The sequence below is a fragment of the Pseudomonas sp. Pf153 genome (assembly GCF_001269775.1).
Lineage (GTDB): Bacteria > Pseudomonadota > Gammaproteobacteria > Pseudomonadales > Pseudomonadaceae > Aquipseudomonas > Aquipseudomonas uvaldensis.
Genome location: NZ_LHVL01000009.1, coordinates 101,592 through 128,128, shown reverse-complemented (window position 1 = coordinate 128,128; position 26,537 = coordinate 101,592). Strand labels below are relative to the sequence as shown.

General features: G+C 61.0%; 27 protein-coding genes and 1 other RNA gene. 17 read left to right on the top strand and 11 right to left on the bottom strand.

Annotated features, from left to right (window positions below; genetic code table 11):
• The first annotated feature begins 62 nt into the window (after positions 1-62).
• A complete protein-coding gene (locus tag AD666_RS05590; protein WP_053148444.1) occupies positions 63-731 on the top strand; it encodes a gamma-glutamylcyclotransferase in 669 nt (222 codons plus the stop codon).
• On the opposite strand, the gene glpT is transcribed toward AD666_RS05590, so the two are convergent.
• Positions 707-2,056: a glycerol-3-phosphate transporter gene (gene glpT / locus AD666_RS05585; protein WP_053148441.1), complete on the bottom strand. Its 1,350-nt coding sequence runs from the start codon at positions 2,054-2,056 to the stop codon at positions 707-709. The two genes, AD666_RS05590 and glpT, sit on opposite strands and share 25 nt — an antisense overlap.
• A 201-nt stretch (positions 2,057-2,257) precedes the next feature.
• Positions 2,258-3,235, bottom strand: a complete 978-nt coding sequence (locus tag AD666_RS05580) for an NADPH:quinone oxidoreductase family protein (RefSeq protein ID WP_053148438.1) — start codon at positions 3,233-3,235, stop codon at positions 2,258-2,260.
• Between the two features lie 150 nt (positions 3,236-3,385).
• Here AD666_RS05580 and AD666_RS05575 point away from each other — a divergent pair, with 150 nt between their 5' ends.
• Positions 3,386-3,802, top strand: a complete 417-nt coding sequence (locus AD666_RS05575; protein WP_053149666.1) for a flagellar basal body-associated protein FliL — start codon at positions 3,386-3,388, stop codon at positions 3,800-3,802.
• A 124-nt stretch (positions 3,803-3,926) separates the two neighbouring features.
• Here the strand turns inward: AD666_RS05575 and AD666_RS05570 are convergent, their stop codons facing one another.
• Positions 3,927-4,379: an EVE domain-containing protein gene (locus tag AD666_RS05570; RefSeq protein ID WP_053148435.1), complete on the bottom strand. Its 453-nt coding sequence runs from the start codon at positions 4,377-4,379 to the stop codon at positions 3,927-3,929.
• Between the two features lie 194 nt (positions 4,380-4,573).
• Here AD666_RS05570 and AD666_RS26595 point away from each other — a divergent pair, with 194 nt between their 5' ends.
• Positions 4,574-4,720: a hypothetical protein gene (locus AD666_RS26595; RefSeq protein WP_092179885.1), complete on the top strand. Its 147-nt coding sequence runs from the start codon at positions 4,574-4,576 to the stop codon at positions 4,718-4,720.
• 35 nt (positions 4,721-4,755) lie between these two features.
• Here AD666_RS26595 and AD666_RS05565 read toward each other — a convergent pair whose 3' ends face one another.
• The 4 genes from AD666_RS05565 to AD666_RS05555 form a co-directional block, all read right to left on the bottom strand.
• Complete coding sequence (locus AD666_RS05565; RefSeq protein ID WP_053149663.1) at positions 4,756-5,361, bottom strand: 5-formyltetrahydrofolate cyclo-ligase; 606 nt, start codon at positions 5,359-5,361, stop codon at positions 4,756-4,758.
• A gap of 113 nt (positions 5,362-5,474) precedes the next feature.
• A non-coding RNA gene (ssrS, locus tag AD666_RS25815) (6S RNA) lies at positions 5,475-5,654 on the bottom strand.
• Positions 5,655-5,684: 30 nt separating this feature from the next.
• Positions 5,685-6,002 (bottom strand): cell division protein ZapA, encoded by a 318-nt coding sequence (locus tag AD666_RS05560; protein WP_053148432.1) that lies wholly within the window; start codon positions 6,000-6,002, stop codon positions 5,685-5,687.
• The gene (locus tag AD666_RS05555; RefSeq protein WP_017845111.1) at positions 5,999-6,208 is read right to left on the bottom strand and encodes a TIGR02449 family protein; all 210 of its coding nucleotides are present in this window, start codon (positions 6,206-6,208) and stop codon (positions 5,999-6,001) included. The genes AD666_RS05560 and AD666_RS05555 overlap by 4 nt, the downstream gene beginning before the upstream one ends.
• A gap of 127 nt (positions 6,209-6,335) precedes the next feature.
• On the opposite strand from AD666_RS05555, the gene AD666_RS05550 reads away from it, so the two are divergent.
• The 8 genes from AD666_RS05550 to gcvH all read left to right on the top strand — a co-directional run bounded on the left by AD666_RS05550 (position 6,336) and on the right by gcvH (position 15,248).
• On the top strand, positions 6,336-6,890 hold the full coding sequence (locus AD666_RS05550; RefSeq protein ID WP_047702515.1) for a YecA family protein: 555 nt from the start codon (positions 6,336-6,338) through the stop codon (positions 6,888-6,890).
• A gap of 24 nt (positions 6,891-6,914) precedes the next feature.
• Complete coding sequence (pepP, locus tag AD666_RS05545) at positions 6,915-8,249, top strand: Xaa-Pro aminopeptidase (RefSeq protein WP_053148429.1); 1,335 nt, start codon at positions 6,915-6,917, stop codon at positions 8,247-8,249.
• Positions 8,246-9,433 carry a 2-octaprenyl-6-methoxyphenyl hydroxylase gene (gene ubiH, locus AD666_RS05540; RefSeq protein ID WP_053148427.1) on the top strand — a complete coding sequence of 396 codons (1,188 nt, stop codon included), beginning with the start codon at positions 8,246-8,248 and terminating at the stop codon, positions 9,431-9,433. The genes pepP and ubiH overlap by 4 nt, the downstream gene beginning before the upstream one ends.
• Before the next feature lie 67 nt (positions 9,434-9,500).
• Positions 9,501-10,718 carry a 2-octaprenyl-3-methyl-6-methoxy-1,4-benzoquinol hydroxylase gene (locus tag AD666_RS05535; protein WP_172679601.1) on the top strand — a complete coding sequence of 406 codons (1,218 nt, stop codon included), beginning with the start codon at positions 9,501-9,503 and terminating at the stop codon, positions 10,716-10,718.
• Positions 10,719-10,841: 123 nt separating this feature from the next.
• On the top strand, positions 10,842-11,846 hold the full coding sequence (locus tag AD666_RS05530) for an extracellular solute-binding protein (RefSeq protein WP_053148421.1): 1,005 nt from the start codon (positions 10,842-10,844) through the stop codon (positions 11,844-11,846).
• Positions 11,847-11,962: 116 nt separating this feature from the next.
• Positions 11,963-13,570 carry an iron ABC transporter permease gene (locus AD666_RS05525; protein WP_053148418.1) on the top strand — a complete coding sequence of 536 codons (1,608 nt, stop codon included), beginning with the start codon at positions 11,963-11,965 and terminating at the stop codon, positions 13,568-13,570.
• Between the two features lie 160 nt (positions 13,571-13,730).
• Positions 13,731-14,813: a glycine cleavage system aminomethyltransferase GcvT gene (gene gcvT, locus AD666_RS05520; RefSeq protein WP_053148416.1), complete on the top strand. Its 1,083-nt coding sequence runs from the start codon at positions 13,731-13,733 to the stop codon at positions 14,811-14,813.
• Positions 14,814-14,861: 48 nt separating this feature from the next.
• A complete protein-coding gene (gcvH, locus tag AD666_RS05515; RefSeq protein WP_053148414.1) occupies positions 14,862-15,248 on the top strand; it encodes a glycine cleavage system protein GcvH in 387 nt (128 codons plus the stop codon).
• A 162-nt stretch (positions 15,249-15,410) separates the two neighbouring features.
• Here the strand turns inward: gcvH and AD666_RS05510 are convergent, their stop codons facing one another.
• The 3 genes from AD666_RS05510 to AD666_RS05500 all read right to left on the bottom strand — a co-directional run bounded on the left by AD666_RS05510 (position 15,411) and on the right by AD666_RS05500 (position 18,084).
• Positions 15,411-15,731, bottom strand: coding sequence for a DUF2388 domain-containing protein (locus AD666_RS05510; protein WP_172679600.1), 321 nt, complete (start codon positions 15,729-15,731; stop codon positions 15,411-15,413).
• Positions 15,732-15,816: 85 nt separating this feature from the next.
• Positions 15,817-17,601 carry a GspE/PulE family protein gene (locus tag AD666_RS05505; RefSeq protein WP_053148406.1) on the bottom strand — a complete coding sequence of 595 codons (1,785 nt, stop codon included), beginning with the start codon at positions 17,599-17,601 and terminating at the stop codon, positions 15,817-15,819.
• A 144-nt stretch (positions 17,602-17,745) separates the two neighbouring features.
• Positions 17,746-18,084 (bottom strand): hypothetical protein, encoded by a 339-nt coding sequence (locus tag AD666_RS05500; protein ID WP_053148403.1) that lies wholly within the window; start codon positions 18,082-18,084, stop codon positions 17,746-17,748.
• Between the two features lie 126 nt (positions 18,085-18,210).
• Between AD666_RS05500 and AD666_RS05495 the strand changes: the two genes are divergently transcribed.
• Positions 18,211-18,681, top strand: coding sequence for an Lrp/AsnC family transcriptional regulator (locus AD666_RS05495; protein WP_053148400.1), 471 nt, complete (start codon positions 18,211-18,213; stop codon positions 18,679-18,681).
• A gap of 126 nt (positions 18,682-18,807) precedes the next feature.
• Here the strand turns inward: AD666_RS05495 and AD666_RS05490 are convergent, their stop codons facing one another.
• Positions 18,808-20,175: an inorganic triphosphatase gene (locus AD666_RS05490; RefSeq protein WP_053148397.1), complete on the bottom strand. Its 1,368-nt coding sequence runs from the start codon at positions 20,173-20,175 to the stop codon at positions 18,808-18,810.
• Positions 20,176-20,333: 158 nt separating this feature from the next.
• On the opposite strand from AD666_RS05490, the gene argE reads away from it, so the two are divergent.
• From argE to ssuE, 5 genes are all read left to right on the top strand, one after another.
• Complete coding sequence (argE, locus tag AD666_RS05485; protein WP_053148383.1) at positions 20,334-21,491, top strand: acetylornithine deacetylase; 1,158 nt, start codon at positions 20,334-20,336, stop codon at positions 21,489-21,491.
• A gap of 132 nt (positions 21,492-21,623) precedes the next feature.
• A complete protein-coding gene (gene argA / locus AD666_RS05480; RefSeq protein ID WP_053148381.1) occupies positions 21,624-22,922 on the top strand; it encodes an amino-acid N-acetyltransferase in 1,299 nt (432 codons plus the stop codon).
• A gap of 473 nt (positions 22,923-23,395) precedes the next feature.
• A complete protein-coding gene (locus AD666_RS05475; RefSeq protein ID WP_053148378.1) occupies positions 23,396-24,718 on the top strand; it encodes an OprD family porin in 1,323 nt (440 codons plus the stop codon).
• A gap of 289 nt (positions 24,719-25,007) precedes the next feature.
• Positions 25,008-25,646, top strand: a complete 639-nt coding sequence (locus AD666_RS05470) for a peroxiredoxin (RefSeq protein ID WP_053148375.1) — start codon at positions 25,008-25,010, stop codon at positions 25,644-25,646.
• Between the two features lie 228 nt (positions 25,647-25,874).
• Positions 25,875-26,468 (top strand): NADPH-dependent FMN reductase, encoded by a 594-nt coding sequence (gene ssuE, locus AD666_RS05465; protein ID WP_053148372.1) that lies wholly within the window; start codon positions 25,875-25,877, stop codon positions 26,466-26,468.
• The last annotated feature ends 69 nt before the right edge of the window (positions 26,469-26,537 follow it).

The window sequence follows — 26,537 nt, the reverse complement described above, 5'->3', positions numbered from 1 at the left end:
GCCAAACGTCAGCAGCCTGACGCGCCAAGTCACTTCGAACCGCGAGCCAAACGCTACCGGCCATGACCGCTATCGAAACCGCCATTACCTGTGCCCTGTATCCGCCACGCCTCGACCTGGGGCCGCAGCTGACCCGTGAACAATTGCTCGCTTCGATGCACTCGACCATGCGCCTGCACCAAGGCGGCCCCGTCTGGTTATTTGCCTACGGTTCGTTGATCTGGCGGCCAGAGTGCACGGCGGTGGAGCGGGTGCGCGGTCGGGTTCATGGGTATCATCGAGGTTTGTACCTGTGGTCCCACGAACATCGCGGCACGCCCGAATGGCCGGGGTTGGTGTTTGGGTTGGACCGGGGTGGTTCATGCAGCGGTTTTGCCTACCGATTGCCGGAAGAGAACCTTGAAGACTCGCTGTTTGCCTTGTGGCAGCGCGAGATGCCGTTTCCGTCCTATCGCCCGCACTGGCTCAGTTGCCGTCTGGAAAATGGGCGTCGGGTGCAGGCCCTGGGGTTCGTGCTGGAGCGACACCTGCCCAGCTATGCCGGCAACCTGCCGGATCATGTGCTGAGCCAAGTGTTCGAAAGCGCCTGTGGGCGTTATGGCACGACTCGTGATTACGTCGAGCAGACCATCCTCGCCCTGCGCAGCCACGCCATGCCAGACCGGAATCTGGAGGCGCGACTCAGGCGTTGCAGATCAGCCCAGGATCAGGCCACCGCCTCGCGGCTCTGACTGGCAACTTGTTTGTGCCACAGGGTTGGCGCAAGGAAGGCCATTGCCAGCAGGCAGGCGCCCACGAGCAACACGAAGCCACCGTTCCAGCCGAAATGGTCCACGGTGTAGCCCATAGCGGCGCTGGCTGCGACGGAGCCGCCGAGATAACCAAACAGACCGGTGAAACCGGCGGCGGTACCTGCGGCTTTCTTCGGTGCCAACTCGAGCGCCTGTAGGCCGATCAGCATCACCGGGCCGTAGATCAGGAAGCCAATGGACACCAGGGCGATCATGTCGACGGTCGGGTTGCCGGCCGGGTTCAGCCAGTAGACCAAGGTCGCCACCGTCACCAGCGCCATGAACACCATGCCTGTCAGGCCACGGTTGCCCCGGAAGATCTTGTCCGACATCCAGCCGCACAGCAGCGTGCCGGGAATGCCCGCCCACTCATAGAAGAAATAGGCCCAGGAACTCTTGTCCACCGTGAAGCCCTTGGCTTCCTTGAGATAGGTCGGCGCCCAGTCCAGTACCCCATAGCGCAGCAGATAGACGAACACGTTCGCCATGGCGATGTACCAGAGCATCTTGTTGCGCAGCACGTATTTGACGAAGATTTCCTTGGCGCTGAATTCCTTCTCGTGGCTGGCGTCGTAGCCTTCCGGGTAATCGTTCTTGTATTTCTCGATCGGCGGCAGGCCCACCGATTGCGGGGTGTCACGCATCGTCACGAAGGCGAACAGCGCGACCATCAGCGCTACGGCGGCCGGTACATAGAACGCCGCATGCCAGTCGTTGAACCAACCCATTCCCAGCAGGAACAGCGGGCCGATCAGGCCGCCGCCGACGTTATGTGCCACGTTCCAGACCGACACCACGCCGCCGCGTTCCTTCTGTGACCACCAGTGCACCATGGTCCGACCACTGGGTGGCCAACCCATGCCCTGGGCCCAGCCGTTGATGAACAGCAGGATGAACATCATGGTCACACTGGACGTTGCCCAAGGTGCGAAACCGAAGATAAACATCACCCCCGCAGAGACCAGCAGGCCGAATGGCAGAAAGTAGCGTGGATTGGAACGGTCGGACACCAGGCCCATCAGGAATTTCGAGAGCCCATAGGCAATGGCGATGGCCGACATGGCGAGGCCCAGCTGGCCGCGGGAGTAGCCTTCGTCGATCAGGTAGGGCATGGCCAGGGAAAAGTTCTTGCGCAGCAGGTAGTAGCCTGCATACCCGATGAAGATCCCGGCAAAAATTTGCCAGCGAAGGCGTCGATAGGTGCTGTCTATTTTTTCTTCAGGCAGGGACGCCTGATGAGCGGCAGGACGAAAGAAAGCAAACATTCAAGGGCTCCAGATTCTTGTTATGACTGCGGATATGAATGTTACAGTTTCGTTACCGAAAATAGCATTGCCTATCGTCATTTAAATAGGGGAAATTTTCGTTATTGAATGTTCTTAAGTGAACATGGCTTTTCAGGCGCGGACGATTATTTGTGTCACCGCCCTCGCGAGGGCGGCAACTCGGTTTCACATCGAGATGTTTCAGCGCACCTGCACCACCACCTTCCCCACGGCCTTGCGCTGCCCAAGGTCATTGATCGCCTGGGCGGCATTGCTCAATGGATACACCTGAGAAACCAGCGGCTTGAGTTTCCCCTCGGCGAACCAGCCGAACAGCTGCTGGAAGTTGGCGGCGTTGTCCTGGGGCTGGCGTTGGGCGAAGGAGCCCCAGAACACGCCGAGTACGGCGGCGCCCTTGAGAAGGGCCAGGTTTACCGGCAGTTCGGGGATGCGTCCGCTGGCAAACCCCACCACCAGCAATCGGCCGTTCCAGGCAATGGCACGGATGGCCTGGTCGAACAGGTCACCGCCCACCGGGTCGTAGATCACGTCGGCGCCCTGGCCGTCGGTGAGGCGCTTGATTTCATCCTTGAGACTGGTTGCGCTGTAGTCGACCAATTCATCGGCGCCGGCCGCCTTGGCGACGGCGAGCTTCTCCGGGCTGCTGGCGGCGGCAATGACCCGCGCGCCCATGGCCTTGCCGATCTCCACCGCTGCCAGGCCGACGCCGCCGGATGCACCGAGTACCAGCAGGGTTTCGCCAGGTTGCAGATTGGCCCGCTGCTTGAGGGCGTGCATCGAAGTGCCGTAGGTCATGCTGAAGGCCGCGGCGGTGTTGAAATCCATGGTCGGAGGAATGGGCAGGACATTGTAGCCCGGCACCGCCACTTGCTCGGCAAAGCTGCCCCAACCGGTCAGCGCCATGACCCGGTCACCGACTTTCAGGTGGCTGACCTTTTCGCCCACTTCACTGACAACGCCCGCCGCTTCGCCGCCGGGAGAAAAAGGGAAGGGCGGTTTGAATTGGTATTTGCCCTCGATGATCAGCGTGTCGGGGAAATTCACCCCGGCAGCATGCACGTCCAGCAGCACTTCGTTCTTTTTCGTGATGGGGCTGGCGACGTCTTCCAGCACCAGCGATTCGGCGGGGCCGAATTCTTTGCACAGCACGGCTTTCATCAGGGCTATTCCTTTGGGAGTGTTGGCCGATAAGTGTAGGTGTGAGAGTCAATGGGTCAACGAGCATGCCCTGCCCTGATAGCCAGCCATAAGCTTGTGCTTGAGCGGCGGGGCGGTATGCTGGGCCGCAAACCGGATGAGGAGTCGAATGTGAAAGCGTGGATCATGTTGATGCTGGCCCTGTCGCTGCCTGTGGCAGTGATGGCCGAAGAGGCCAAGGAAGCGAAGGAAGGCGAGGCGCCGAAGGTCAGTTACATCACCCTGAGCCCGCCGTTCGTGGGTAATTATGGTCTCGATGGCACGGCGAAGCTGAAGGTCTACAAGGCTGACGTGGCCCTGCGCGTCACCGGCGATGCTGCCGCTGCAGCGGTCAAGGCCAACGAGCCGCTGATCCGTAACCAGCTGGTCGCACTGTTTGCGCAGCAGACCAGCGAGACGATGAACAACCTCGAAGCCAAGGAAAAACTGCGTCAGGAAGCGTTGAAACAGACCCAGCAGGTGATGAACGACGAGACCGGCAAGCCGATGGTGGACGATCTGTTGTTCAACAACCTGATCATCCAGTGAGTCTTGTGTTGTTCGGGCCGACCTATCGCGAGCAGGCTCGCTCCCACAGTATCCAAGGTGGGCACAGATCATGTGTCTATACCGGAACCCTGCTCACGATGGCGGCCTGGACAGTGATAGAAACCTAGGGTCGCAACGCAATCACCGCCGCCCACTGCTCGGCTGTCACCGGCATCACCGACAACCGTGAGCCCTTGCGCACCAGTGGCATTTCAGCCAGAGCGGTCTGCTGCTTGAGGTAGTCGAGCTTCAACACACGGGGAAACGTCTCGACGTGGGCCACATCGATGGCCGTCCACGGATTTTTTTCGGGGCTGGCCTTGGGGTCGAAATAGGGGCTGTCGGGCTCCAGGGCCGTCGGATCCGGGTATCCGGTACGAACGATTCGGCCGATCCCGGCGATTCCGGGTTCAGGGCAGCTGGAGTGGTAGAAAAAGAAGGTATCGCCCTCGGCCATGGCCCGCAGGAAGTTGCGCGCCTGATAGTTACGGACGCCGTCCCAGCGTGCCAGGCCGAGTTTCTCCAGGCCTTGGATGGACAGTTCGTCGGGCTCGGATTTCATCAGCCAATAGGCCATGTTTTATACTCCGGTGGCGGTGTCGAGAAAAGTTCGCCGATTCTATGACAAACCGACGGTCGGTTGACGCCAGCGTTTGCGTGCCGGTTCAGCTTGCCGCAAAATGCCGGCCTTCCAAGCTTGACGCTGCTGCACGGCCAAATAAGAAAACCGCTGCTGTCATCGTGTGTGATATGCCTTGAGGGGGGCAATCGATGAAACGCAAACCGGATTTGTTGTGGATTCTGGTCATTCTGTTCGGTCTGGGTGTCGTGACCACCGGTTACGCCCAAAGTCTATGGGCCAGCAAGACCGAAGCGCCAATGGACATCACCCAGCCCGCGCCCTCGCTTAAACGCTGAAGCTGCCTTGCAGACGCCGCCAGGTATCGCGGCGTCTATCGTGCGACATACCAGCGCTTGTCACTGACCGTTCCTTGCAACGGCACGTCCCAGCTTGCTTGCGCCAGCCGTTCGACCTTCTGACATTCATGGGCCAGTCCCAGCAGCGTCGGCTTGCGCCATTGCTTGCGTCGCGCCAGATAGGCCAGGCTGCGGTCATAAAAACCGCCCCCCATCCCCAGCCGACCTCCGGCATCATCGAATCCCACCAGCGGCAGCAGCACCAGGTCCAATGCCCACACCTTGCGTTGCCGGGCAATGCTGACGTGGGGTTCCAGGATGCGAAAACGATTGGGCCGCAACTTTTCGCCAGGGCGGATGCGCTGGAAAACCATCTTGGTCCGGGGCCACGGGCTGAGCACCGGTAGATAAGTGGACTTGCCCCGACGCTGGGCGGCCCGTAGCAGCAGGCGCGGATCGATTTCGCCATCGTTGGGCAAGTACAGGGCGATGTGCCTGGCGCGGCGAAACAGCGGATGCTGGGCCAGTTGCCGGTAGAGTCCGTGGGCCGCTTCGCGTTGCTGGGCCGGCGTCAGGGCACGCCGGGCCTGGCGCAGCAGGCGTCGCAATTGTGGGCGGGGCAGCAGCGCTGGCTCGGTCATGATCGATGCTTCGGCAAGGGTCGTGGCGACAGGGTAACCGCAAACGCCGTGGCCAGAAATGCCCGCACCAGACACAACAATGCCAGTCTTGTTGACTGGCATTGTCTGGGATCAGGCTCCCCGGATGAACCGCTGTCGGCTTAGCCCTTGAACCCGAGAGTTCAAGGTGGAAGTTGCAGGGGGCGTTAAGGCTTTCCGTCAAGCGGACATGCACACCGGCCCCAACGTGCAACCCCCGTGGTTGTGCGTATCGGCTCAGGGACATCACCAACTGGCAAGCACCCCAGGGAGTGATGCGAGTATACCTCAGGATGCCTCGCGAATCAGCCCTTGCTGACGTCTGGATCGGTAGCCAGCACCAGATCCACCCGTTCGAGCAGGTCGCGCACCTGCTCACGGGTCGAACCGCTGACCTGCGCCTGCGGCGTATCCTGGCGATGCAAGAGGTCGTGGGTAATGTTCAAGGCGGCCATCACGGCGATGCGGTCGGCACCGATGACTTTGCCGCTGCTGCGGATCTCGCGCATCTTGCCATCCAGGTAACGGGCGGCGCTCACCAGGTTGCTGCGCTCTTCCTGGGGGCAGATGATGGAATACTCTTTGTCGAGGATCTGCACGGTAACGCTATTGCTTGAACTCATGAGTCTTGCTCCAGGGCCTTGAGGCGCGAAATCATCGATTCGACCTTACGCCGGGCGATTTCGTTTTTTTCAATGAGGTGCGCGCGTTCCTCGCGCCAGGTTTTTTCCTGAGCTAATAGGAGTCCGTTTTGACGCTTAAGTTGCTCGACCCGGTCAATTAGCAATTCGAGTCTGGCCATCAGCGCTTGCAGGTCGGTGTCTTCCATTGTGTCCACTGAAGAAGGTGTCTGATGGGGATTGGGTCGTACAGCCTCTGATAGTCTTGGCGAGTCTGTCGATGTAGGATACAAGGCCTCCATTCTAGACATAGCGCCGTCTGGCGCCTAGCTGCCCATGCCCATTCAGAATTCCCCGTATCAAGCTTTCGCCACCCTGCTGAGCACCAGCGGTCATCCCGTTTCGCCTGCCGAACTGCATGGCCTGTTGCTCGGGCGCAGTTGTGCCGGTGCCGGCTTCGACGCCGAAGGTTGGTTGGCCGACGCCGCCGAGCTGCTTGAAGGCGAGCCGGCGGACAACGTCCGCAACGCCCTTATCGGCCTGCAGGAAATGGTCAAGGGCGAATTGACCAGCGACGACATGACCGTCGTCCTGCTGCTGCCCACCGACGACGCGCCGCTGGCCGAGCGCGCTGCTGCCCTGGGCCAGTGGTGCCAGGGCTTTCTCGCCGGCTTCGGCCTGACCCGCCGCGAATACGCGCTGAGCGAAGAGGCCAAGGAAGTGCTGCAGGACCTGGCTGCGATCTCCCAGGTCCAGGATGCCCTGGAGGAATCCGACGACGGCGAAAGCGACTACATGGAAGTGATGGAATACCTGCGGGTCGCGCCCCTGTTGCTGTTCACCGAGACCAAGAAAACCGATGCAGCGGCCCCCAAGCCGTCCTTGCATTAAATTTCAGAGGGACCCCGTCTGCCCATGATCCATATCCCGAAATCGGAATACAGCCGTCGCCGCAAGGCCTTGATGGCGCAGATGGAACCCAACAGCATCGCAATCCTGCCCGCCGCCGCCGTTGCGATCCGCAACCGCGACGTCGAGCATGTCTACCGCCAGGACAGTGACTTCCAGTACCTCAGCGGCTTCCCCGAGCCGCAGGCGGTCATCGTGCTGATCCCCGGCCGGGCTCATGGCGAGTACATCCTGTTCTGTCGCGAGCGCAACGCCGAACGTGAATTATGGGATGGCCTGCGGGCCGGCCAGGAAGGCGCGATTCGCGACTATGGCGCGGACGACGCGTTCCCCATCACCGACATCGATGACATCCTCCCGGGCCTGATCGAGGGCCGCGACCGGGTGTATTCGGCCATGGGCAGCAACCCGGAATTCGACCGGCACCTGATGGAGTGGATCAACGTGATCCGCTCCAAGGCCAACCTCGGTGCCCAGCCGCCGAACGAATTCGTTGCCCTGGATCATCTGCTGCACGACATGCGCCTGTATAAATCGGCGGCGGAAGTGAAGGTCATGCGCGAGGCCGCGCGGATCTCCGCCCAGGCGCATATTCGTGCGATGCAGGCGGCGCGTCCGGGCCTGTACGAATACAGCCTGGAAGCCGAACTCGATTATGAGTTCCGCAAGGGCGGGGCGAAGATGCCGGCCTATGGCTCGATCGTTGCGGCAGGCCGTAACGGTTGCATCCTGCACTACCAGCAGAACGACGCGTTGCTCAAGGATGGCGACCTGGTGTTGATCGACGCCGGTTGTGAAATCGACTGCTACGCCAGTGACATCACGCGTACCTGGCCGATCAACGGCAAATTCTCGCCCGAGCAGAAGGCGATCTACGAGCTGGTACTGGCGGCCCAGGAAGCGGCGTTTGCCGAGATCGCGCCGGACAAGCACTGGAACCAGGCCCATGAAGCGACGGTCCGGGTCATTACCGAGGGGCTGGTACGCTTGGGGCTGCTGGTAGGCGACGTGGACGAATTGATCGTCAGCGAGGCCTACCGGGCGTTCTACATGCATCGTGCCGGTCATTGGCTGGGCATGGACGTGCATGACGTGGGCGAGTACCGGGTCGGCGGCGAATGGCGGGTATTGGAAGTCGGCATGACGCTGACGGTAGAGCCGGGTATCTATATCAGCCCGGACAACCGTAGCGTTGCAAAAAAATGGCGCGGCATTGGCGTGCGCATCGAGGATGACGTGGTAGTGACCAGAACCGGTTGTGAAATCCTGAGCCGTGGCGTGCCGAAAGCGGTGGCCGAAATCGAGGCCTTGATGGCCGCCGCACGGACCCGGGCGGCATGAGCCGGGTCAACCTTGCGATCATCGGCGGCGGGCTGGTGGGGGCGAGCCTGGCACTGGCGCTGCAGGTCGGCGCCAAGTCCCGAGGCTGGACGATCACACTGATCGAGCCTTTCGCACCTGGTCATGCCTGGCAGCCGAGCTACGATGCCCGGTCGTCGGCGCTGTCGTTCGGTTCCCGGCAGATCTATCAGCGCCTGGGGCTCTGGCAGGAAGTTTCCCGTCGGGCCGAGCCGATCAAGCAGATCCATGTGTCCGATCGCGGACGGTTTTCGACGGCGCGGCTGTCGGCCATGGAAGAGGGCGTGCCAGCCCTGGGCTATGTGGTGGAAAACGCCTGGCTCGGCCAGTGCCTGTGGCAGGCTCTCGACCCGGAAGTGGTCAGCTGGCGGTGCCCGGCGCAGGTCACCCGGATGGAACCGATGGTGGACGGGTATCGCCTGACATTGGACGACGAAACCCTCCTGGAATGCGACCTTGCGGTGCTGGCCGATGGTGGCCGCTCCAATCTGCGAGAGCAGTTGGGTATCGGAGTGCGGAACCGGCCCTATGACCAGAGCGCACTGATTGCCAACATTACCCCCGGCGAAGCCCACAACGGCATGGCCTTCGAGCGCTTCACCGACGATGGCCCGATGGCCTTGTTGCCGCTGCCGGAGAACCGTTGCGCGCTGGTCTGGACCCGCCAGGGCATGGATGCGCAACGGCTCGCAGCCCTCGACGAGCACAGTTTCCTCAGCGAATTGCAGGGGGTGTTCGGCTATCGCCTGGGTACCTTGAAGCAGGTAGGCGCGCGGCATCTCTATCCACTGGCGCTGGTGGAGGCCGAAGAGCAGGTGCGCCCCCATCTGGCGATCCTGGGCAATGCCGCCCATAGTTTGCATCCGATTGCAGGGCAAGGGTTCAACCTATCCCTGCGCGATGCCCAGGCCCTGGCCGATGCGCTGCTCGGCAGCGACAGCGCGCCGGGCGACTTTGTCGTACTGCAGGCCTATCGCGAACGCCAGCGGCTGGACCAGACCTTGACGGTAGGCTTCTCCGACCAGGTCACGCGTCTGTTCAGCAGCAGCCTGCCGCTGGTGTCCCTGGGTCGCAACCTCGGTTTGCTGGGCCTCGACCTGCTGCCGCCAGCCAAGCGCTGGTTCGCTCGCCAGGCCATGGGCCTGGGGACCCGGCCCGATGTGTAGTCAGAGTGCCGGACTTTCTTTTCATGGGCGGCCCGTGCCGCCCGCAACACAGGCTTGAAGCATGGAATTGCGTGCAGATCTGCTGATTGTCGGTGCCGGTATGGTCGGCAGCGCCCTGGCGTTGGCGTTACAGGGCAGTGGCTTACAAGTGCTGCTGCTGGACGGCAGCCCGATGAGTGTCAAACCCTACGATCCCCAAGCGGCGTTCGAGCCCCGGGTCAGTGCCCTGTCGGCAGCCAGCCAGCGGATCCTCGAGCGCCTGGGTGTGTGGGAGGGCATCACCGCCCGCCGCGCCAGCCCGTATACCGACATGCACGTCTGGGACGGCAGCGGTACCGGGCAGATCCATTTTTCGGCCGCCAGCCTGCATGCCGACGTGTTGGGTCACATCGTGGAAAACCGTGTCGTGCAGGACGCTTTGCTGGACCGGTTGCATGACTGCGACCTGGGCCTGCTGGCCAACGCCCGATTGGAGCAGATGCGCCGTTCCGGCGACGACTGGCTGCTGACCCTGGCGGATGGCCGCACCTTGCGCGCGCCGCTGGTCATTGCTGCGGACGGCGCAAATTCCGCCGTGCGGCGCCTGACCGGGGTTGCCACCCGCGAGTGGGATTACATGCACCATGCCATCGTTACCAGCGTGCGCAGCGCCCGGCCGCACCGGATGACGGCCTGGCAGCGTTTCACCGACGACGGTCCTCTGGCGTTCCTGCCCCTGGAGCGAGATGGCCGGCACGACTGGTGCTCGATTGTCTGGTCCACCACCCCAGGTGAAGCACAGCGACTGATGGCGCTCGATGAGGCTGGCTTCTGCGGCGAGCTGGAGCGGGCCTTCGAAGGCCAGCTCGGCCATGTCATCAGCGCCGATCCGCGCCTGTGTGTGCCGTTGCGTCAGCGGCACGCCAAGCGCTACGTGTCCGAAGGACTGGCGCTGATCGGCGACGCAGCCCACACCATCCATCCTTTGGCCGGGCAGGGGGTGAACCTGGGGTTCCTCGACGCTGCCGTGCTGGCCGAAGTGGTGTTACAGGCAGCCGGACGGGGCGAGCGGCTGGCAGACGTCAAGGTGCTGAGCCGCTACGAACGCCGGCGCATGCCCCATAACCTGGCGCTGATGGCGGCGATGGAGGGTTTCGAGCGGCTGTTCCAGGCCGATCCGTTACCGGTGCGCTGGTTGCGCAATACCGGTTTGAAACTGGTGGACCGCTTGCCGGAAGCCAAGGCGCTGTTCGTGCGCGAAGCGCTGGGGTTGACCGGAGATTTGCCGGATCTGGCCAGGGCCTGAGAACCGGGGTGCGGTTCCTGGCCTCATCGCAACATTTGGAAACGTCTCGACCCACGGTTCGATTGTGATGCCAAATGTGAGTCCTTATCATTTACGCTCGTTCACCACCGAGAGACCGTCCCCATGTTGGCACCCAAGCGCCTGCTGTCCGCCCTCGCCCTGACCCTGATCGGCACTACGACCGTCCAGGCCGCCGATGAGGTGGTGGTTTACTCTTCGCGCATCGACGAACTGATCAAGCCGGTCTTCGACGCCTACACGAAGAAGACGGGCGTCTCGGTGAAATTCATCACCGACAAGGAAGCGCCGCTGATGCAGCGCATCAAGGCCGAAGGTGAAAACGCCACGGCCGACCTGCTGCTGACCGTCGACGCCGGCAACCTCTGGCAGGCCGAGCAGATGGGCGTCCTCCAGCCGTTCACGTCCCCCGTTATCGATGCCAACATCCCGCCTCAATATCGTGCTTCCTCTCATGCCTGGACCGGCTTGAGCCTGCGGGCGCGGACGATTGTCTATTCCACCGACCGGGTCAAACCAAGTGAGTTGAGCACTTATGAAGCCCTGGCGGGCAACGAGTGGGAAGGTCGCCTGTGCCTGCGCACCTCGAAGAAAGTCTACAACCAGTCCCTGACCGCCACCCTGATCGAAACCCACGGCGCGGAGAAAACCGAGGCGATCCTAAAGGGATGGGTCAAGAACTTGTCCACGGATGTCTTCTCCGACGACACCGCGCTGCTTGAGGCCATCAACGCCGGGCAGTGCGATGTCGGCATCGTCAACACCTACTACTACGGCCGCCTGCACCAGCAGAAGCCAGACCTGAAAGTGAAGCTGTTCTGGCCGAACCAGGCTGACCGTGGCGTGCACATCAATCTTTCGGGCATTGGCCTGACCCGCCATGCTCCGCATCCGGAAGCGGCGAAGAAACTGGTGGAGTGGATGACCACGCCCGAGGCGCAAAGCATCTTCGCCGACATCAACCAGGAATTCCCGGCCAACCCGAAGGTGGAGCCGTCCAAGGAAGTCGCAGCCTGGGGCGAGTTCAAGGCCGACACGTTGCCGGTGGAAGTGGCGGGTAAACGCCAGGCCGAGGCGATTCGCATGATGGATCGTGCCGGCTGGAATTAAGCGCTTCATGGATCGCAGCCTGTGGGGTTCCTGGCGGATAGCTAACTGCCAGGAGCGCCGCAGGCTGCGATCTTTTGCGGTTTAATACGCCTCCACTGATCGTCCGAGTATTCTCATTGGCCCACCCCGTCCAACGCCGCTGGTACCCCTTGGTCTTCGCCATCGCTGCGTTGGTCCTGTTGCCCTTGAGTGTCCTGCTGCTGTCCTGGCAGAGCATCGACGCACAGATCTGGTCCCATCTCTGGGATACCCAGATGCCACGTCTGCTGGGCAACACGCTGACGTTGATCATCGGCGTCGGCGCAGGTGTCACATTACTGGGCGTCAGCCTCGCCTGGCTCACCAGTCTCTGTGAGTTTCCCGGTCGACGGTGGCTCGACTGGGCGTTGATGTTGCCGTTCGCCATCCCTGCCTACGTGCTGGCATTCGTCTTCGTCGGCCTGCTGGATTTTGCCGGCCCGGTGCAGACCTTGCTGCGCGAGGGATTCGGCAGCGGCCTGCGTCTGCCCCGGGTCCGTTCCACCGGCGGGGTGATCCTGGTGTTGATCCTGGTTTTCTATCCTTACGTCTACCTGCTGGCGCGAAGTGCGTTCCTGGCCCAGGGGAAGGGCTTGATGGAGGCGGCCCGGGTGTTGGGCCAATCACCCTGGCAGGCGTTCTGGCGGGTGGCGCTGCCGATGGCCCGACCAGCCATCGGCGCGGGTGTTGCGTTGGCGCTGATGGAGACGCTGGCGGATTTCGGTGCGGTGTCCGTGTTCAACTTCGACACGTTCACCACCGCCATCTACAAGACCTGGTACGGCTTCTTCAGCCTCTCCAGTGCTGCCCAGTTGGCCAGTCTTCTGCTGCTGGCGGTGATGCTGGTGCTCTACGGAGAGCGTCGTGCCCGAGGTGCCCAGCGAGTTGGCAACGAGCGACCCCGAGTCAAGGCGTTGTATCACTTGCGTGGGCTCAAGGCGGTCGCAGCCAGCGGTTGGTGCCTGCTGGTGTTCGCCTGCGCCTTTGTCATTCCGGTCCTGCAATTGGTGGTGTGGTTCTGGCAGCGGGGGCGTTTCGATCTCGATGAACGTTATGCGGGGTTGATCGTCCACACGCTTTACTTGGGTAGCATGGCGGCATTGATCACCGTTTGCGTTGCCTTGCTGCTGGCTTTCGCCCGCCGTCTGGCGCCGACCCGTACGATCCGCGCCGGCGTAGGCGTGGCGAACCTGGGATATGCCTTGCCCGGCTCAGTACTGGCGGTGTCGATCATGCTTGCGTTCAGCTACCTGGATCGCGAGTTGGTCATTCCGCTGTCGACCTTGGTCGGCGGCGCGAGCAAGCCCCTGTTGCTGGGCAGTCTGTCGGCTCTGTTGCTGGCGTACCTGGTGCGTTTCCTGGCGGTAGCCTACGGCCCGTTGGAGAGCAGCCTGGGACGAATCCGTCCGTCATTGCCTGAAGCGGCACGCAGTCTGGGAGTCAGTGGGCCACGACTGTTTTTCAAAGTGTATCTGCCGTTGCTGCTACCCGGCACCTTGAGCGCGGCGTTGCTGGTGTTCGTGGATGTCCTCAAGGAGATGCCCGCGACCCTGCTGATGCGCCCGTTCGGCTGGGACACGCTGGCTGTGCGCATCTTCGAAATGACCAGCGAAGGGGAGTGGGCACGGGCCGCCCTGCCGGCGTTGACCCTGGTATTGGTGGGGTTGTTGCCGGTGATCGGATTGATACGTCGTTCGGCACGCTAGCGGTCACAGGTGCCAGTCTCCTGTCATGCGGCTACAATGCGCCGCATTCGGTGCGGTCTGTCTGTCAGACCGGGTAACTGAGAGCGGCTTGAAATGCCTTTCGGCATTCGCGCCGTGCAGTGCCCGTCCGCACCTTCGCCAAGCCCGGAAGGAGAAACCCATGGGACAGCGTACGCCTCTGTATGACCTTCATCTCGCCCTCGGCGCGAAGATGGTCGATTTTGGCGGTTGGGATATGCCTCTGCATTACGGCTCGCAAGTCGAAGAGCATCATCAGGTGCGTCGCGACTGCGGTGTGTTCGATGTATCCCACATGACGGTGATCGATGTCGCCGGTTCCCAGGCGAAGGCCTGGTTGCAGCGCTTGCTCGCCAACGATGTCAATCGCTTGCAGGACACGGGCCACGCCCTCTACAGCGCCATGCTCAACGAGCACGGCGGCATCGTCGACGACATGATCGTCTATCGGATCGAGGACGGTTACCGTCTGGTCTTCAATGCCTCGACCCGCGATCAGGACCTGGCCTGGATGCAGGCGCAGCTCGGCGCCTATGACGTGCAACTGCGCGAGCGCCCCGAGTTGGCAATGCTGGCTATCCAGGGGCCTCAAGCCCGACACAAGATTGCCGAGCTGGTCACGCAATCCCGTGGTCAGTTGATCCAACAACTCAAACCCTTCGAAGGTCGTTCCGACGGCGAATGGTTCATCGCCCGCACCGGCTACACCGGAGAGGATGGCCTGGAGATCGTCCTGCCTGCCCATGAGGCCCTGAGTTTCTTCAACGATCTGGTCGGCGCCGGCATTTCTCCAATCGGCCTCGGCGCCCGCGATACCCTGCGCCTGGAGGCTGGCATGAACCTCTACGGCCAGGATATTCATCAAGACGTTTCCCCGCTGGCCTCGAACATGGCCTGGAGCATCGCCTGGGAGCCGGCTAGCCGCCAGTTCATCGGGCGTACGGCGCTGGAGGCCGAACTCGCCGCAGGCGTGCAGCACAAACTGGTCGGCCTGGTGCTCGAAGAGCGAGGGGTCCTGCGTGCCCATCAGGTGGTCCGCATCGCCGATATTGGCGAAGGGGAGATCACCAGTGGTAGTTTTTCTCCTACGCTTAGCAAGTCGATCGCCCTGGCTCGTGTTCCGATGGCTACGGCCGACCGCGCCGAGGTGGAAATTCGTGGTAAGTGGTACCCGGTACGGGTGGTCAAGCCGACCTTTGTCCGCCATGGCAGAACCCTGATCTAACTTTTGGCTGGCCGTTGGCCGCTGACACTTCTCTAGAGGACACAGAATATGAGCGACATCCCTGCCGAATTACGTTTTGCCGAAAGTCATGAGTGGGCGCGCCTGGAGGCTGACGGTAGCGTCACCGTGGGTATTTCCGATCACGCTCAGGAAGCACTGGGTGATGTCGTGTTCATCGAGCTGCCGGAGCTTGGCAAAGAATTGGCGGCCGGTGATGCGGCAGGGGTGGTGGAATCCGTGAAGGCAGCTTCGGATATCTATTCGCCCGTGTCGGGTGAAGTCGTTGCAATCAACGAAGCCCTGGGTGACGAGCCGGAAGCGTTGAACAATACGCCCTACGAGTCCTGGATCTTCAAGATCAAGCCTTCCAATGCAGATGCCGACCTGGGCAAATTGCTGGATGCGGCGGGTTACAAAGATTTGATCGGCGAGTAACCAGGAACCTGTTGGAGTGGGCTTGCTCGCGAATGCGGTGTGTCAGTCACCCTTTGTATTGCTGATCCACCGTCATCGCGAGCAGGCTCGCTCCCACAGGGCGGACTGGAGACTTCCAAAGAAAATGCCGCTCGATCGAGCGGCATTTTTCATCGTGTTGAATCAGTCCTGGGCGACGGCGTTTTTCGCCAGGATCGCGTTGGCCAGCTCCATGTCGGAAGCTTGCAAGCCGGGGTTGTCGGCACGGACTTTCTGCATGGCTGCTTCCAGGTAGGGGCCACGGATGTTGCCGTCACTGGCAACGAAGCTGCCGGCGTCGTCCTGGGCGGCGACGATCAGCTTGTTGTCCTTGAACGTCAGGTAGGTGGAACCGGTGGTCGCACCGGATGAAATGACGTTACGCCAAAACGTGTCGGCCATCGCCGAGCCAACAGGAAGAGACAGCAAGGCCAGGGTCGCGACAGCAAGTTTGAGACGCATGATAGGTGACTCCACAGGGTTAACTATGACTTTGGATTACCTGCGCCTCGATTCAGTTCCGTGACTGCCTGGTCAGGCGTCGCCGAACTCATTTCTGTTCGCTTTGCGGCGTTACCCGGAGCACTTCCTCAACGGTGGTCAGCCCGGCGGCGACTTTTTGGGCGCCGGATAGTCGCAAGCTGCGCATGCCCTCCTTGAATGCCTGGCGACGTACCGCCAGCAGGTCAGTGTCGGCGTGGATGAGTCCCTTGATGTTGTCGCTCAACTGCAGGATTTCGTACACCCCGGCGCGCCCGCGATAGCCGGTGTCACGACATTCCAGGCAGCCGACAGCCTGTTGGGCGTTGCCAGGCAGCGGGGCCTGCCACGGGCGCGTCAGGGTTTGCCAGTCATCCTCGTCCAGGGTCAGGGGCGCCTTGCAATGAGGACACAGCGTGCGCACCAGGCGCTGGGCCATGACCCCCAGCACTGTCGCCTTGATCAGGTAATGGGGCACGCCGAGCTCCAGCAGGCGGCTGATGGCGCTCGGTGCGTCGTTGGTATGTAGCGTCGAGAGCACCAGGTGCCCGGTGAGCGCTGCCTGGATGGCCATTTCGGCGGTTTCCAGGTCGCGGATCTCGCCGATCATGATGATGTCCGGATCCTGCCGCATCAGTGCTCGAACGCCGGCGGCGAAGCTCAGGTCGATGTTGTGTTGCACCTGCATCTGGTTGAAGGACGTCTCGACCATCTCGATCGGGTCCTCGATGGTGCAGAGGTTCACTTCCGGCGTCGCCAGTTTCTTGAGGGTGGTGTAGAGAGTGGTGGTTTTGCCGGAACCGGTGGGGCCGGTCACCAGGACGATGCCGTTGGGCTGGCGGGTCATGTCCTGCCAGCGACGCAGGTCATCGGCGGAAAAGCCGAGCTGGTCGAAATCCTTGAGCAGCACTTCCGGGTCGAAGATCCGCATGACCATTTTTTCGCCGAATGCCGTGGGCAGCGTCGACAGGCGCAATTCCACCTCGCCACCATCAGGTGTCTTGGTCTTGACGCGGCCGTCCTGGGGTTTGCGCTTTTCCGCGACGTTCATTCGCCCCAGGTTCTTCAGGCGACTGATGATCGCCATCGTGACCTGCGGCGGGAACTGATAGACGGTGTGCAGCACCCCGTCGATTCGAAATCGCACCGTGCCTTGTTCGCGCCGTGGCTCGATGTGGATATCGCTGGCGCGCTGCTGGAAGGCGTACTGGAACAGCCAGTCGACGATGTTGACGATGTGTGCGTCGTTGGCGTCCGGTTCCTGATCACTGGCACCCAGGTTGAGCAGTTGTTCGAAGTTGCTCAGGTTGCTCGGTTGCTGGTCGACAGCGGTCGCGCCGCTGACCGATTTGGCGAGGCGATAGAACTCCACGCTCAGGCGTTGGATGTCCACCGGGTTGGCGACCACCCGCTTGATTGGCAGCTTCAGCACGTGGGTCAGATCCGATTCCCAACTGCTGACGTAAGGTTGGGCGCTGGCAACGGTGACGGCGTCGCGGTCGACCGCCACCGCCAGGATCTTGTGGCGCTGGGCAAAGGCGTATGACATCAGGGGCGTGACGGCCGCGACGTTGATCTTCAACGGATCGATGCGCAGGTAGGGTTGGCCGGCCTGCTGGGACAACCACAGTGTCAGGTTTTCCAGGTCCAGGCGCTTGCCGGGGCGGCTGAGATCGTCCAGATGCTGGTTGGCGATGAACTCCAGGGGATGCAACTGAGAACTGGCGCTGTGGCGTCGCCGGGCGTTGAGCGCGGTTTCTGCCGAGTCCTGGCTGATGAGGCCCTGGGCGACCAGCTGGCGCAACAGATCGTTGAGGTCCAGCCAGCGGTCCTGTGTGGCGTGTTTGGTGGACATGCGGGATTCCTATTGAACAATTGCAGCAAAGCCGCGATACAGACGCTTCGGCGTCCTCTCGGTCTGCAAAAGAATAGTCCCGACCCTATGGACCGTTGGGCCACTACCCGACCAATGCGTTTCGAATTCTTGCTCCGGCCGGCCTCAACCCACGGCCTGGGCCGGCTCGAGCCACGTTTTTTCAGCGTTGCGCAGGGTTACCGAACAGACGCTGATCAGGTTACGTAATTTTTCAGCGATGACCTGGGCACGGTGCCAGCTGAGCCCGTCCATGAGGATTTCCATGGTCAGCAGATCGCCCTCACGTTCGACGTGAACTAGCTGCGGAGTCAGGCCCTGCAGGGCAAACAAGTTCAATGCACGGCACAGCACGTCGGCCTCGGCCTCGGCCTGCAACCGATATTGCGCAAGGCAATGGGCGTTGGCGGTGTGCCAGACGTCGGCACGGGTGGGCACCGTGCTGACGGATTCGATTAAGGGCATGATTGATCTCCTGGGATTCGGGAGAAATATTTGCATGCCGGAACGGGTATTTCTTATCTAATATCAGAGGTATTTGCGGTTTGGCGAATCGTTCAAGTTTATTAACGGATTTTTAAGGGTTTATTTATGCAAAGCGAGCTGGACGGCTACGACCGACGGATACTGGCACTGCTGCAAGAAGACGCTTCGCTCTCCAGCGCCCAGGTCGCCGAGCGCGTGGGTCTGTCCCAATCGCCCTGTTGGCGTCGAATCCAACGGATGAAGGAAGAGGGCATCATCCGCGGGCAGGTGACTTTGCTCGATCGGAAGAAAATCGGCCTTAACACGCAGATCTTCGCTGAAATCAAGCTCAACGCCCACGGCCGATCGAATTTCACCGAGTTCACCGAAGCGATTCGCGGTTTCCCCGAGGTGCTTGAATGCTACGTACTGATGGGGTCGGTGGATTTTCTGCTGCGCATCGTCACGGCGGACATCGAGGCGTATGAGCGTTTCTTCTTCGAGAAACTGTCGCTGGTGCCGGGGATTCAGGAGGTGAACTCGATCGTGGCGCTGTCGGAGATCAAGTCCACGACGAGTTTGCCGGTGATGCGATGATTGGCGGGGGGAATGTTCTGACCCCATCGCGAGCAGGCTCGCTCCTACAAAAGGTCGGGGTTGTTGCGGATATTGTGCCCAACCCGGATCGAAATGTGGAAGCGAGCCCTGCTCGCGATGGCGATGTTACAGGCGCAACAAGGTTTTCCATGCCCGATTCTGATACACCGCGATCGCCTGTTGTTTGCGCGCTTCCAGGGCTTCGTCGGTGATCGGCTCGTTGGCCAGTTGCGCCAGCTTGTTCAGCTCGCCGTAGAGGCGGTCCATTTCCGGGATATCGAGTACCTGCCGGGCATGGTGCAACCAGACCTGGATGCGCTCGATGCGTGGCAACTGTTCGGCCAGGTCTTCCGGCTGCTGCTGATAACGTTGCAATTGCAGGGACGAGGACTCTTCCCCCAGCAGGCGCGGCAGCCAGCTGTCCAGTTGTGCGGCCCCCTGGCGATTGCCACGGGTATTGCGCTCGGCCGTCCAGCTACGGGCCAGCAGCCAGCGAGAGGTGTTGAGGGAGAACAGGCCCCAGCGCGGGTCCTGCAGTTCTTCCAGGAACTGCTCGGGCGCGGCCTTGCGCACGTCTTCGTCGTCCAGGCCAGCCTGGACCACCGGGCGCCAGTCTTCCAGCAATGCATCCAGGGCAACCCGCAGGTCGTGAGTTGACTGGCGTGGCGCGGCTTGGCCGAGGCTGCTGAGCAGGGCCCGCAGTTCGGCCAGGTTATCCACCCAGTCCTGCAACAGGCGCCAGTGGCCGTTGAAGCGATATTGCTCGGCCAGGCGCTGGCTGCTGCCCAGCAAATGCCAGCTCAGCGCGGCAAAGGCGTCATCCAGCGGCATCTCGGCGGTCAGCTGTGGAGCCGGCAGGCTCAGGGCGTAGCTGCTTGCATCGTGCAGGCGATAGCCACGCTCGGCCTTGCTGATGTCACACGGCATCAAGGGTAGGGTCTCGGCCAGCTCGGCGGCCAACTCCAGCAGGGCGGCGGGTTCGCCTTCGCGCAGTTCCAGCTCCAGTTCGCAGATTTCTTCTTTCTGCTTGCCGACCACCACATGGCCCAGGTCCAGCGCGGCTTCGATGACCACTTTATTTTTGCCACGGCCCCAAGCGATTTCAGCGCGTTCGCGGACGAAATCGGTGGTGAAGATGGCTTTCAGGGTTTTCTTGTCCAGTTCGGCCAGTGATTCGGGCCAGCATTCGCCGTCGAGTTTCTTCAGGTCGAGCTTGGCCTTGGGCAGGTGCCAGTCGTACTCGTTACGCTCGGACAGACCGGCGATGCTCTGGCCGCGGGTCTTGAGGGTCTGAATCACCTCTTCGCCGTCGCGACGCAGGCGCAGGGCGACTTTGGCGCGGGCCAGGTCACGTTCGGGGGTGTCGAAATACTGATTCATCAGTTCGCGGCGTTCCCAGCCGCCTTTGTTGCGTTTTTTCAGCAGCGGGTGCTCACGCAGGGCTGCCAGGGTCTCGCGGCTGACGCGGAGTTTGATTTCGGTTTCTTTCTGCATGGCCGGAAAATCCAGGGATCGGGTGCGCAGCCGGGGAGAGGTGTGGCTGCCAAGGTCGTGCAGTGTACAGGAGTCATCCGCCTTGCGTGCCGCGACGGTTTATTACTGGCGTCGGATGGTTCTATGATGGACGTCAATTTGTAAGCCCGGAGACAGCGATGCCTTTGCCATCCATGAAAGATCAGTTCGCTGCCCTGATCGCCGCGCCTTCGGTCAGCTGTACGCAACCCACGCTGGACCAATCCAACAGTGCCGTGATCGAACTGCTGGCGGGTTGGCTCAGTGATCTTGGATTTTCCTGTGATATCCAGCAGGTCAGCCCCGGCAAGTTCAACCTGCTGGCCAGTTTCGGCAGCGGCCCGGGAGGCCTGGTACTGGCCGGGCACAGCGACACGGTGCCCTTCGATGGCGCATTGTGGCAGACCGACCCGCTGAAACTCACCGAGATCGATGGCCGCTGGGTTGGCCTGGGCAGCTGCGACATGAAAGGCTTTTTCGCCCTCGCCATCGAGGCGCTCAAGCCGCTGCTGGACCAGCCGTTCAAGCAGCCGCTGCTGATTCTCGCCACTTCTGATGAGGAAAGCTCCATGGCGGGGGCCCGGGCCCTGGCCGAGGCCGGGCGTCCATTGGGGCGTGCCGCCATCATCGGGGAGCCGACCGGGCTCAAGCCGATTCGTCTGCACAAAGGCGTGATGATGGAGCGTATCGACATCCTCGGGCGCAGCGGCCATTCCTCCGACCCAAGCCTGGGGCGGAGCGCCCTCGAAGCCATGCACGATGCCATGGGGGAACTGCGCGGCCTGCGCCTGCAATGGCAGCGTGAATTTCGGAATCCGCAATTCAGCGTGCCCCAGCCCACCCTGAACTTCGGCTGCATCCACGGTGGCGACAACCCTAACCGAATCTGCGGCCAATGCTCCATGGAGTTCGACCTGCGCCCGCTGCCGGGCATGGATCCGCAAGTGCTGCGGGCGGCAATCCAACAGAAGCTCAACCCGATTGCCGAACGGCATCAGGTCAAGATCGACTATGCGCCGCTGTTCCCCGAAGTGCCGCCGTTCGAGCAGGCCGAGGATGCCGAACTGGTGCGTCTGGCCGAACGGCTCACCGGTCATCGTGCCGAAGCAGTGGCGTTTGGCACCGAAGCGCCTTATCTTCAGCGCCTTGGCTGCGAAACCCTGGTGCTGGGGCCTGGCGATATCGCCTGTGCCCACCAGCCGGGCGAGTACCTTGAAATGTCACGTTTGCAGCCTACCGTGCAACTGCTGCGGCAGTTGATCGGACATTACTGCCTGACGCCGGCCACGGCCGGCTAAATCGCCCGCATTCGGGCCCGTATTCATGAGGAGAGCGCGCGTGTCGCCAAGCCTGTTCCGACGATAACCATCAGCCTGCTGTGCGTTCTGTTTCGTCTTTTTTTGGCTGTTATTTATTACAGGTCCAGGTTCATGCCCGAATACGTCAATTGGCTTCGCCACGCTTCGCCCTACATCAATGCCCACCGTGATTGCACGTTCATCGTCATGCTGCCCGGCGATGGGGTGGAACATCCGAACTTCGGCAACATCGTCCATGACCTGGTGCTGTTGCACAGCCTCGGCGTGCGCCTGGTCCTGGTCCATGGTTCGCGCCCGCAGATCGAAACCCGGCTCGCGGCGCGGGGGCTGACCCCTCATTACCACCGTGGCATGCGCATCACCGATGCCGCGACCCTGGAATGCGTGATCGACGCGGTCGGGCAGTTGCGCATCGCCATTGAGGCGCGCCTGTCGATGGACATGGCCTCTTCGCCGATGCAGGGGTCGCGGTTGCGGGTGGCGAGCGGCAACCTGGTCACGGCGCGGCCGATCGGCGTGTTGGAGGGCGTGGATTACCACCACACCGGTGAAGTGCGCCGGGTCGACCGCAAGGGTATCAATCGCCTGCTGGACGAGCGCTCCATCGTGCTGCTGTCGCCGTTGGGCTATTCGCCCACCGGGGAAATCTTCAACCTTGCCTGCGAGGACGTTGCCACCCGCGCGGCCATCGACCTGGCGGCCGACAAGCTGCTGCTGTTCGGCTCCGAGCCAGGACTGATCGGCGAGGACGGTCGACTGGTGCGCGAATTGCGCCCGCAACAGGTCCCCGCCCATATGCAGCGCTTGGGCAGCGATTATCAGGCCGAATTGCTGGATGCGGCGGCCCAGGCCTGCCGGGGCGGCGTGGCCCGCAGTCACATCGTCAGTTACGCCGAGGACGGTGCGCTGCTGGCCGAGCTGTTCACCCGCGACGGCAGCGGCACGCTGGTGGCGCAAGAACAGTTCGAAGTGGTGCGTGAAGCGGCTATCGAAGATGTCGGTGGCTTGCTGGACCTGATCAGTCCGTTGGAAGAGCAGGGGATTCTTGTACGTCGTTCCCGCGAAGTATTGGAGCGGGAAATCGAACAGTTCAGTGTGGTCGAGCGCGAAGGCATGATCATCGCCTGCGCGGCGCTCTACCAGATCGCCGATTCGGATGCTGGCGAGCTGGCCTGCCTGGCGGTGAATCCCGAATATCGTCACGGCGGTCGTGGCGACGAACTGCTGGAGCGAATCGAAACCCGGGCCCGTGCCCAAGGGCTCAAAACATTGTTCGTGCTCACCACCCGTACCGCCCACTGGTTCCGCGAGCGTGGCTTTGAGCCCAGCAGTGTCGAACGCCTGCCAGACGCCCGAGCGTCGCTCTACAACTATCAACGCAATTCGAAAATCTTCGAAAAAGCGTTGTAGGCGTAGCGCCCAATCCTGTGCAGCCAGGCTGTACGCTTTTTGACTTCAGACAATGATTTGTCCGAAGGAATGCCTCCAAGATTGCGACCTACGGCAGCCGAACGCCTTGGCGTGGGGCTGCTGTAGGGATCGCAAGCCTTGATCCAGACGGATCGACGTCCTGAAAAGGTGCGGACGAAAAAATATCCAGTAATCAGCAGGCTGGCCGATATTGAATAGCGTCAGTTTGACGACGCTTTGATGGCAGCTATATTTCAAAATAATCTGAAAACTGCTGAAACAATTCTTTTTGGAAGTATTAAGAATCCATTATTCTGCGGGCCGGCATCGCGACGTTAGACCATGGTCGTAATCACAAATGGTTACGATTGACTTGTCAGTCACGGTCTGGCGCTAATCGCGCATCCGCGGATTCCGGGCGTTCGATCCGGAACCACAGATACACAAGAATTAGAAAACGAGAGGAGCGAAGCATGAACAAGTCCACCTTGGCCCTGGCCGTGGCCGTTGGGGTTCTGGCGCAGCAGGCAGGCGCCGCCGGTTTTATTGAAGACAGCAAGGCTACCTTGGGTCTGCGTAACTTCTACATCAACACGGATAACCGTGATTCTGCTGCTACAACGAACAAGTCTGAGGAATGGGGCCAAGGTTTCGACCTGCGCTTCACCTCCGGTTACACCCAAGGCACCGTTGGCTTCGGTATCGATGCCATTGGCCTGCTGGGTATCAAGCTGGATTCGGGCGGCGGTACCAACGGCGCCTCCAATAACAGCTACGGTGGTACGGTCTTCCCGAGCAACTCCAACGGCGAAGCGGTGGATAACTTTTCCAGCCTGGGCCTGACAGCCAAAGCCAAGGTTTCCCAGACCGAGCTGAAGCTGGGCACCTTGCAGCCAAAACTGCCCGTAATCGTGACCAACGACGGTCGTCTGCTGCCGCAAACCTTCCAGGGCGGTCAGATCACCTCGAACGAAATCAAGGACCTGACCCTCATCGGTGGTCAGATCGAGCACGCTAAAGGTCGTAACTCCAGCAACAACGAGGAGTTGTCCATTGCCGGTGCGAACGGTCGTACCGCAAGCGGCCGCGATAGCAACAAATTCATTTACGGTGGCGGTGACTACAAAATCACCAAGGACCTGACTGCCCAGTATTACTACGGCAACCTGGAAGACTTCTACAAGCAGCACTTCCTGGGTCTGGTGCACAACTGGGCCATCGGTCCGGGCGTGCTGAAATCTGATCTGCGCTATTTCAACAGCCGCAGCGACGGCGCCAATGGCCATGACTCCAACTACTACACCACTGGCTACTATGGCGGCAGCGTCACCAAGGGCAAGGTCGACAACAACCTGTACAGCGGCTTGTTCCTCTACACCGTCGCAGGTCACACCTTTGGTGGTGGCTATCAGGCCAGCAACGGCGACAGCGATTTCCCTTGGCTGAACCAGGGCGACGGCTCGTCGGCTTACCTGACTACCGACATGCAGATCGCCAAGTTCGCCCGTGCCGGTGAACGTACCTGGCAGGGTCGCTACTCGTACGACTTCGCCAAGCTCGGTGTGCCTGGCCTGACCGCTGGCGTCATCTACCTGCGTGGCGACAATATCGATCACGCCACCGGTGACAAGACCGAGTGGGAGCGTGACATCACCGTTGGCTACGTTGTACCGGAAGGCGCTCTGAAGAACGTAGGCGTGATGTGGAAAAACGCTACCTGGCGCAACGACATCCCAGGTCAGCGCGACCAGGATGAAAACCGCCTGATCGTCAGCTACTCGATCCCGTTGCTGTAAGTAACGCGCTCGCGTAACGAAAAAAAGCCCCGCCCGGCAACACGCCCGGCGGGGCTTTACGTTTTCGAGTCAGGCCCACCCCTGTAGCCTTTCCCGAAACGACTCCTCTTTCGGCAACTCGAGGCCTTCTCGAACCTCGTTGAGGATGTTGGGCTTATAGATGTGTCGGCGCCAGTGAACACTTTTTTATATTTCCAAAAGATCTATAAAGATCAGCATTCATTCTTTTTCAAACCGCCTGGAACGAGGCACAGTCAGGCTCTACAAGATCTCATCCAGGAGCCCCAACATGAGCCTCAGACTCGGCGACATCGCCCCCGACTTCGAACAGGATTCCAGCGCCGGCAAGATCCGCTTCCATGAATGGCTTGGCGACAGCTGGGGTGTGCTTTTTTCCCACCCGGCGGATTTCACGCCGGTCTGCACCACTGAATTGGGTCTGACGGCCAAGCTCAAGGATGAATTTGCCCAACGCGGCGTGAAGGCGATTGCCCTCTCGGTCGACCCGGTGGATTCGCACCACAAGTGGATCGAAGACATCAACGAAACCCAGAACACCGTCGTCAATTTCCCGATCCTGGCCGACGCCGACCGCAAGGTGTCGGACCTCTACGACCTGATCCACCCCAATGCCAGCGATACCCTGACCGTGCGTTCTCTGTTCGTGATCGACCCGAACAAGAAGATTCGCCTGACCATTACCTACCCGGCCAGCACCGGACGCAATTTCAACGAGATCCTGCGAGTGATCGACTCCTTGCAACTGACCGACAGCCACAAGGTCGCCACCCCGGCCAACTGGCAGGACGGCGATGAAGTGGTGATCGTGCCATCGCTCAAGGATGAGGAAGAAATCAAGCGGCGCTTCCCTAAAGGCTATCGGGCCGTGAAACCTTATTTGCGCCTGACACCGCAACCGAATCGCTGAAGAGAGGATCAACCAAACCTTCATTTCACAGGGAATCTATGTGCAACAGGGTTTTGGCCGTTTCGACGGCCTTTTTTATTGCCTTCAAAAAAATGAGCTGATATTTATTTATGGAATAACCAAATGAATAAATATGATTTAAAGATATATAACTCCGCTGTTATCGTTTGCATCAGACAGCGAGATCGCCCACCGCGAATCGCGCAGAACGTGTAAGGAATGGTTGGCATGTTGGTCGTCTCACTTGGTGGCAGTCCCAGTCAGCGCTCCCGTTCCGGGGTGCTGTTGGAGCGCGCGCAGCGTTGGTTGCAGCAGCAAGGGGTGGAGGTGGTGAGTTATCAGGTGCGTGACTTTCCCGCCGAGGACCTGCTCCATGCCCGCTTCGACAGTCCGAAAATCGTCGACCTGCTCCAGCAGATCGATAACGCCGACGGCCTGTTGATTGCCACACCGGTGTACAAGGCGTCTTTTTCCGGTGCGCTGAAAACATTGTTGGACCTCCTGCCAGAACGCGCCCTGAGCCATAAGGTGGTATTGCCCATGGCCACCGGGGGCAGCATCGCCCACATGCTGGCCGTGGATTACGCCCTCAAGCCGGTGCTGTCGGCGCTCAAGGCTCAGGAAATGCTGCAGGGGATCTTTGCCGAGGATAGCCAGATCGCCTATGGCGAAGGCAGTGCCCAGGCGCAATTGACGCCCGCCTTGCAGCAACGCCTGCACGAAGCGCTGGAGCAGTTTCTCAGCGCCATGGCCCGTCGACCCAGGCCACTGGACCCAAGTCTGTTGAACGAACGTTTGTTGAGTGCTCGCTGGAGCATTTGAACCCCGATACACCCTGATTCAACTCACCTTACTCAGCCGCCAACGGCCAAGCAGGTGCAGCCAAAACCC

Bases quoted from the DNA above. Each gene is read 5' to 3' on its own strand.
- argE (WP_053148383.1), top strand. From the start codon at position 20,334: ATGCCTTTGCCATCCATGAAAGATCAGTTCGCTGCCCTGATCGCCGCG.
- gcvT (WP_053148416.1), top strand. From the start codon at position 13,731: ATGGGACAGCGTACGCCTCTGTATGACCTTCATCTCGCCCTCGGCGCG.
- AD666_RS05490 (WP_053148397.1), bottom strand. From the start codon at position 20,175: ATGCAGAAAGAAACCGAAATCAAACTCCGCGTCAGCCGCGAGACCCTG.
- gcvH (WP_053148414.1), top strand. From the start codon at position 14,862: ATGAGCGACATCCCTGCCGAATTACGTTTTGCCGAAAGTCATGAGTGG.
- AD666_RS05475 (WP_053148378.1), top strand. From the start codon at position 23,396: ATGAACAAGTCCACCTTGGCCCTGGCCGTGGCCGTTGGGGTTCTGGCG.
- AD666_RS05555 (WP_017845111.1), bottom strand. From the start codon at position 6,208: ATGGAAGACACCGACCTGCAAGCGCTGATGGCCAGACTCGAATTGCTA.
- AD666_RS05560 (WP_053148432.1), bottom strand. From the start codon at position 6,002: ATGAGTTCAAGCAATAGCGTTACCGTGCAGATCCTCGACAAAGAGTAT.
- AD666_RS05570 (WP_053148435.1), bottom strand. From the start codon at position 4,379: ATGGCCTATTGGCTGATGAAATCCGAGCCCGACGAACTGTCCATCCAA.
- AD666_RS05505 (WP_053148406.1), bottom strand. From the start codon at position 17,601: ATGTCCACCAAACACGCCACACAGGACCGCTGGCTGGACCTCAACGAT.
- AD666_RS05500 (WP_053148403.1), bottom strand. From the start codon at position 18,084: ATGCCCTTAATCGAATCCGTCAGCACGGTGCCCACCCGTGCCGACGTC.
- AD666_RS05495 (WP_053148400.1), top strand. From the start codon at position 18,211: ATGCAAAGCGAGCTGGACGGCTACGACCGACGGATACTGGCACTGCTG.
- ssuE (WP_053148372.1), top strand. From the start codon at position 25,875: ATGTTGGTCGTCTCACTTGGTGGCAGTCCCAGTCAGCGCTCCCGTTCC.
- ubiH (WP_053148427.1), top strand. From the start codon at position 8,246: ATGAGCCGGGTCAACCTTGCGATCATCGGCGGCGGGCTGGTGGGGGCG.
- AD666_RS05590 (WP_053148444.1), top strand. From the start codon at position 63: ATGACCGCTATCGAAACCGCCATTACCTGTGCCCTGTATCCGCCACGC.
- argA (WP_053148381.1), top strand. From the start codon at position 21,624: ATGCCCGAATACGTCAATTGGCTTCGCCACGCTTCGCCCTACATCAAT.
- AD666_RS05580 (WP_053148438.1), bottom strand. From the start codon at position 3,235: ATGAAAGCCGTGCTGTGCAAAGAATTCGGCCCCGCCGAATCGCTGGTG.
- AD666_RS05550 (WP_047702515.1), top strand. From the start codon at position 6,336: ATGCCCATTCAGAATTCCCCGTATCAAGCTTTCGCCACCCTGCTGAGC.
- AD666_RS05565 (WP_053149663.1), bottom strand. From the start codon at position 5,361: ATGACCGAGCCAGCGCTGCTGCCCCGCCCACAATTGCGACGCCTGCTG.
- AD666_RS26595 (WP_092179885.1), top strand. From the start codon at position 4,574: ATGAAACGCAAACCGGATTTGTTGTGGATTCTGGTCATTCTGTTCGGT.
- AD666_RS05470 (WP_053148375.1), top strand. From the start codon at position 25,008: ATGAGCCTCAGACTCGGCGACATCGCCCCCGACTTCGAACAGGATTCC.
- glpT (WP_053148441.1), bottom strand. From the start codon at position 2,056: ATGTTTGCTTTCTTTCGTCCTGCCGCTCATCAGGCGTCCCTGCCTGAA.
- AD666_RS05530 (WP_053148421.1), top strand. From the start codon at position 10,842: ATGTTGGCACCCAAGCGCCTGCTGTCCGCCCTCGCCCTGACCCTGATC.
- pepP (WP_053148429.1), top strand. From the start codon at position 6,915: ATGATCCATATCCCGAAATCGGAATACAGCCGTCGCCGCAAGGCCTTG.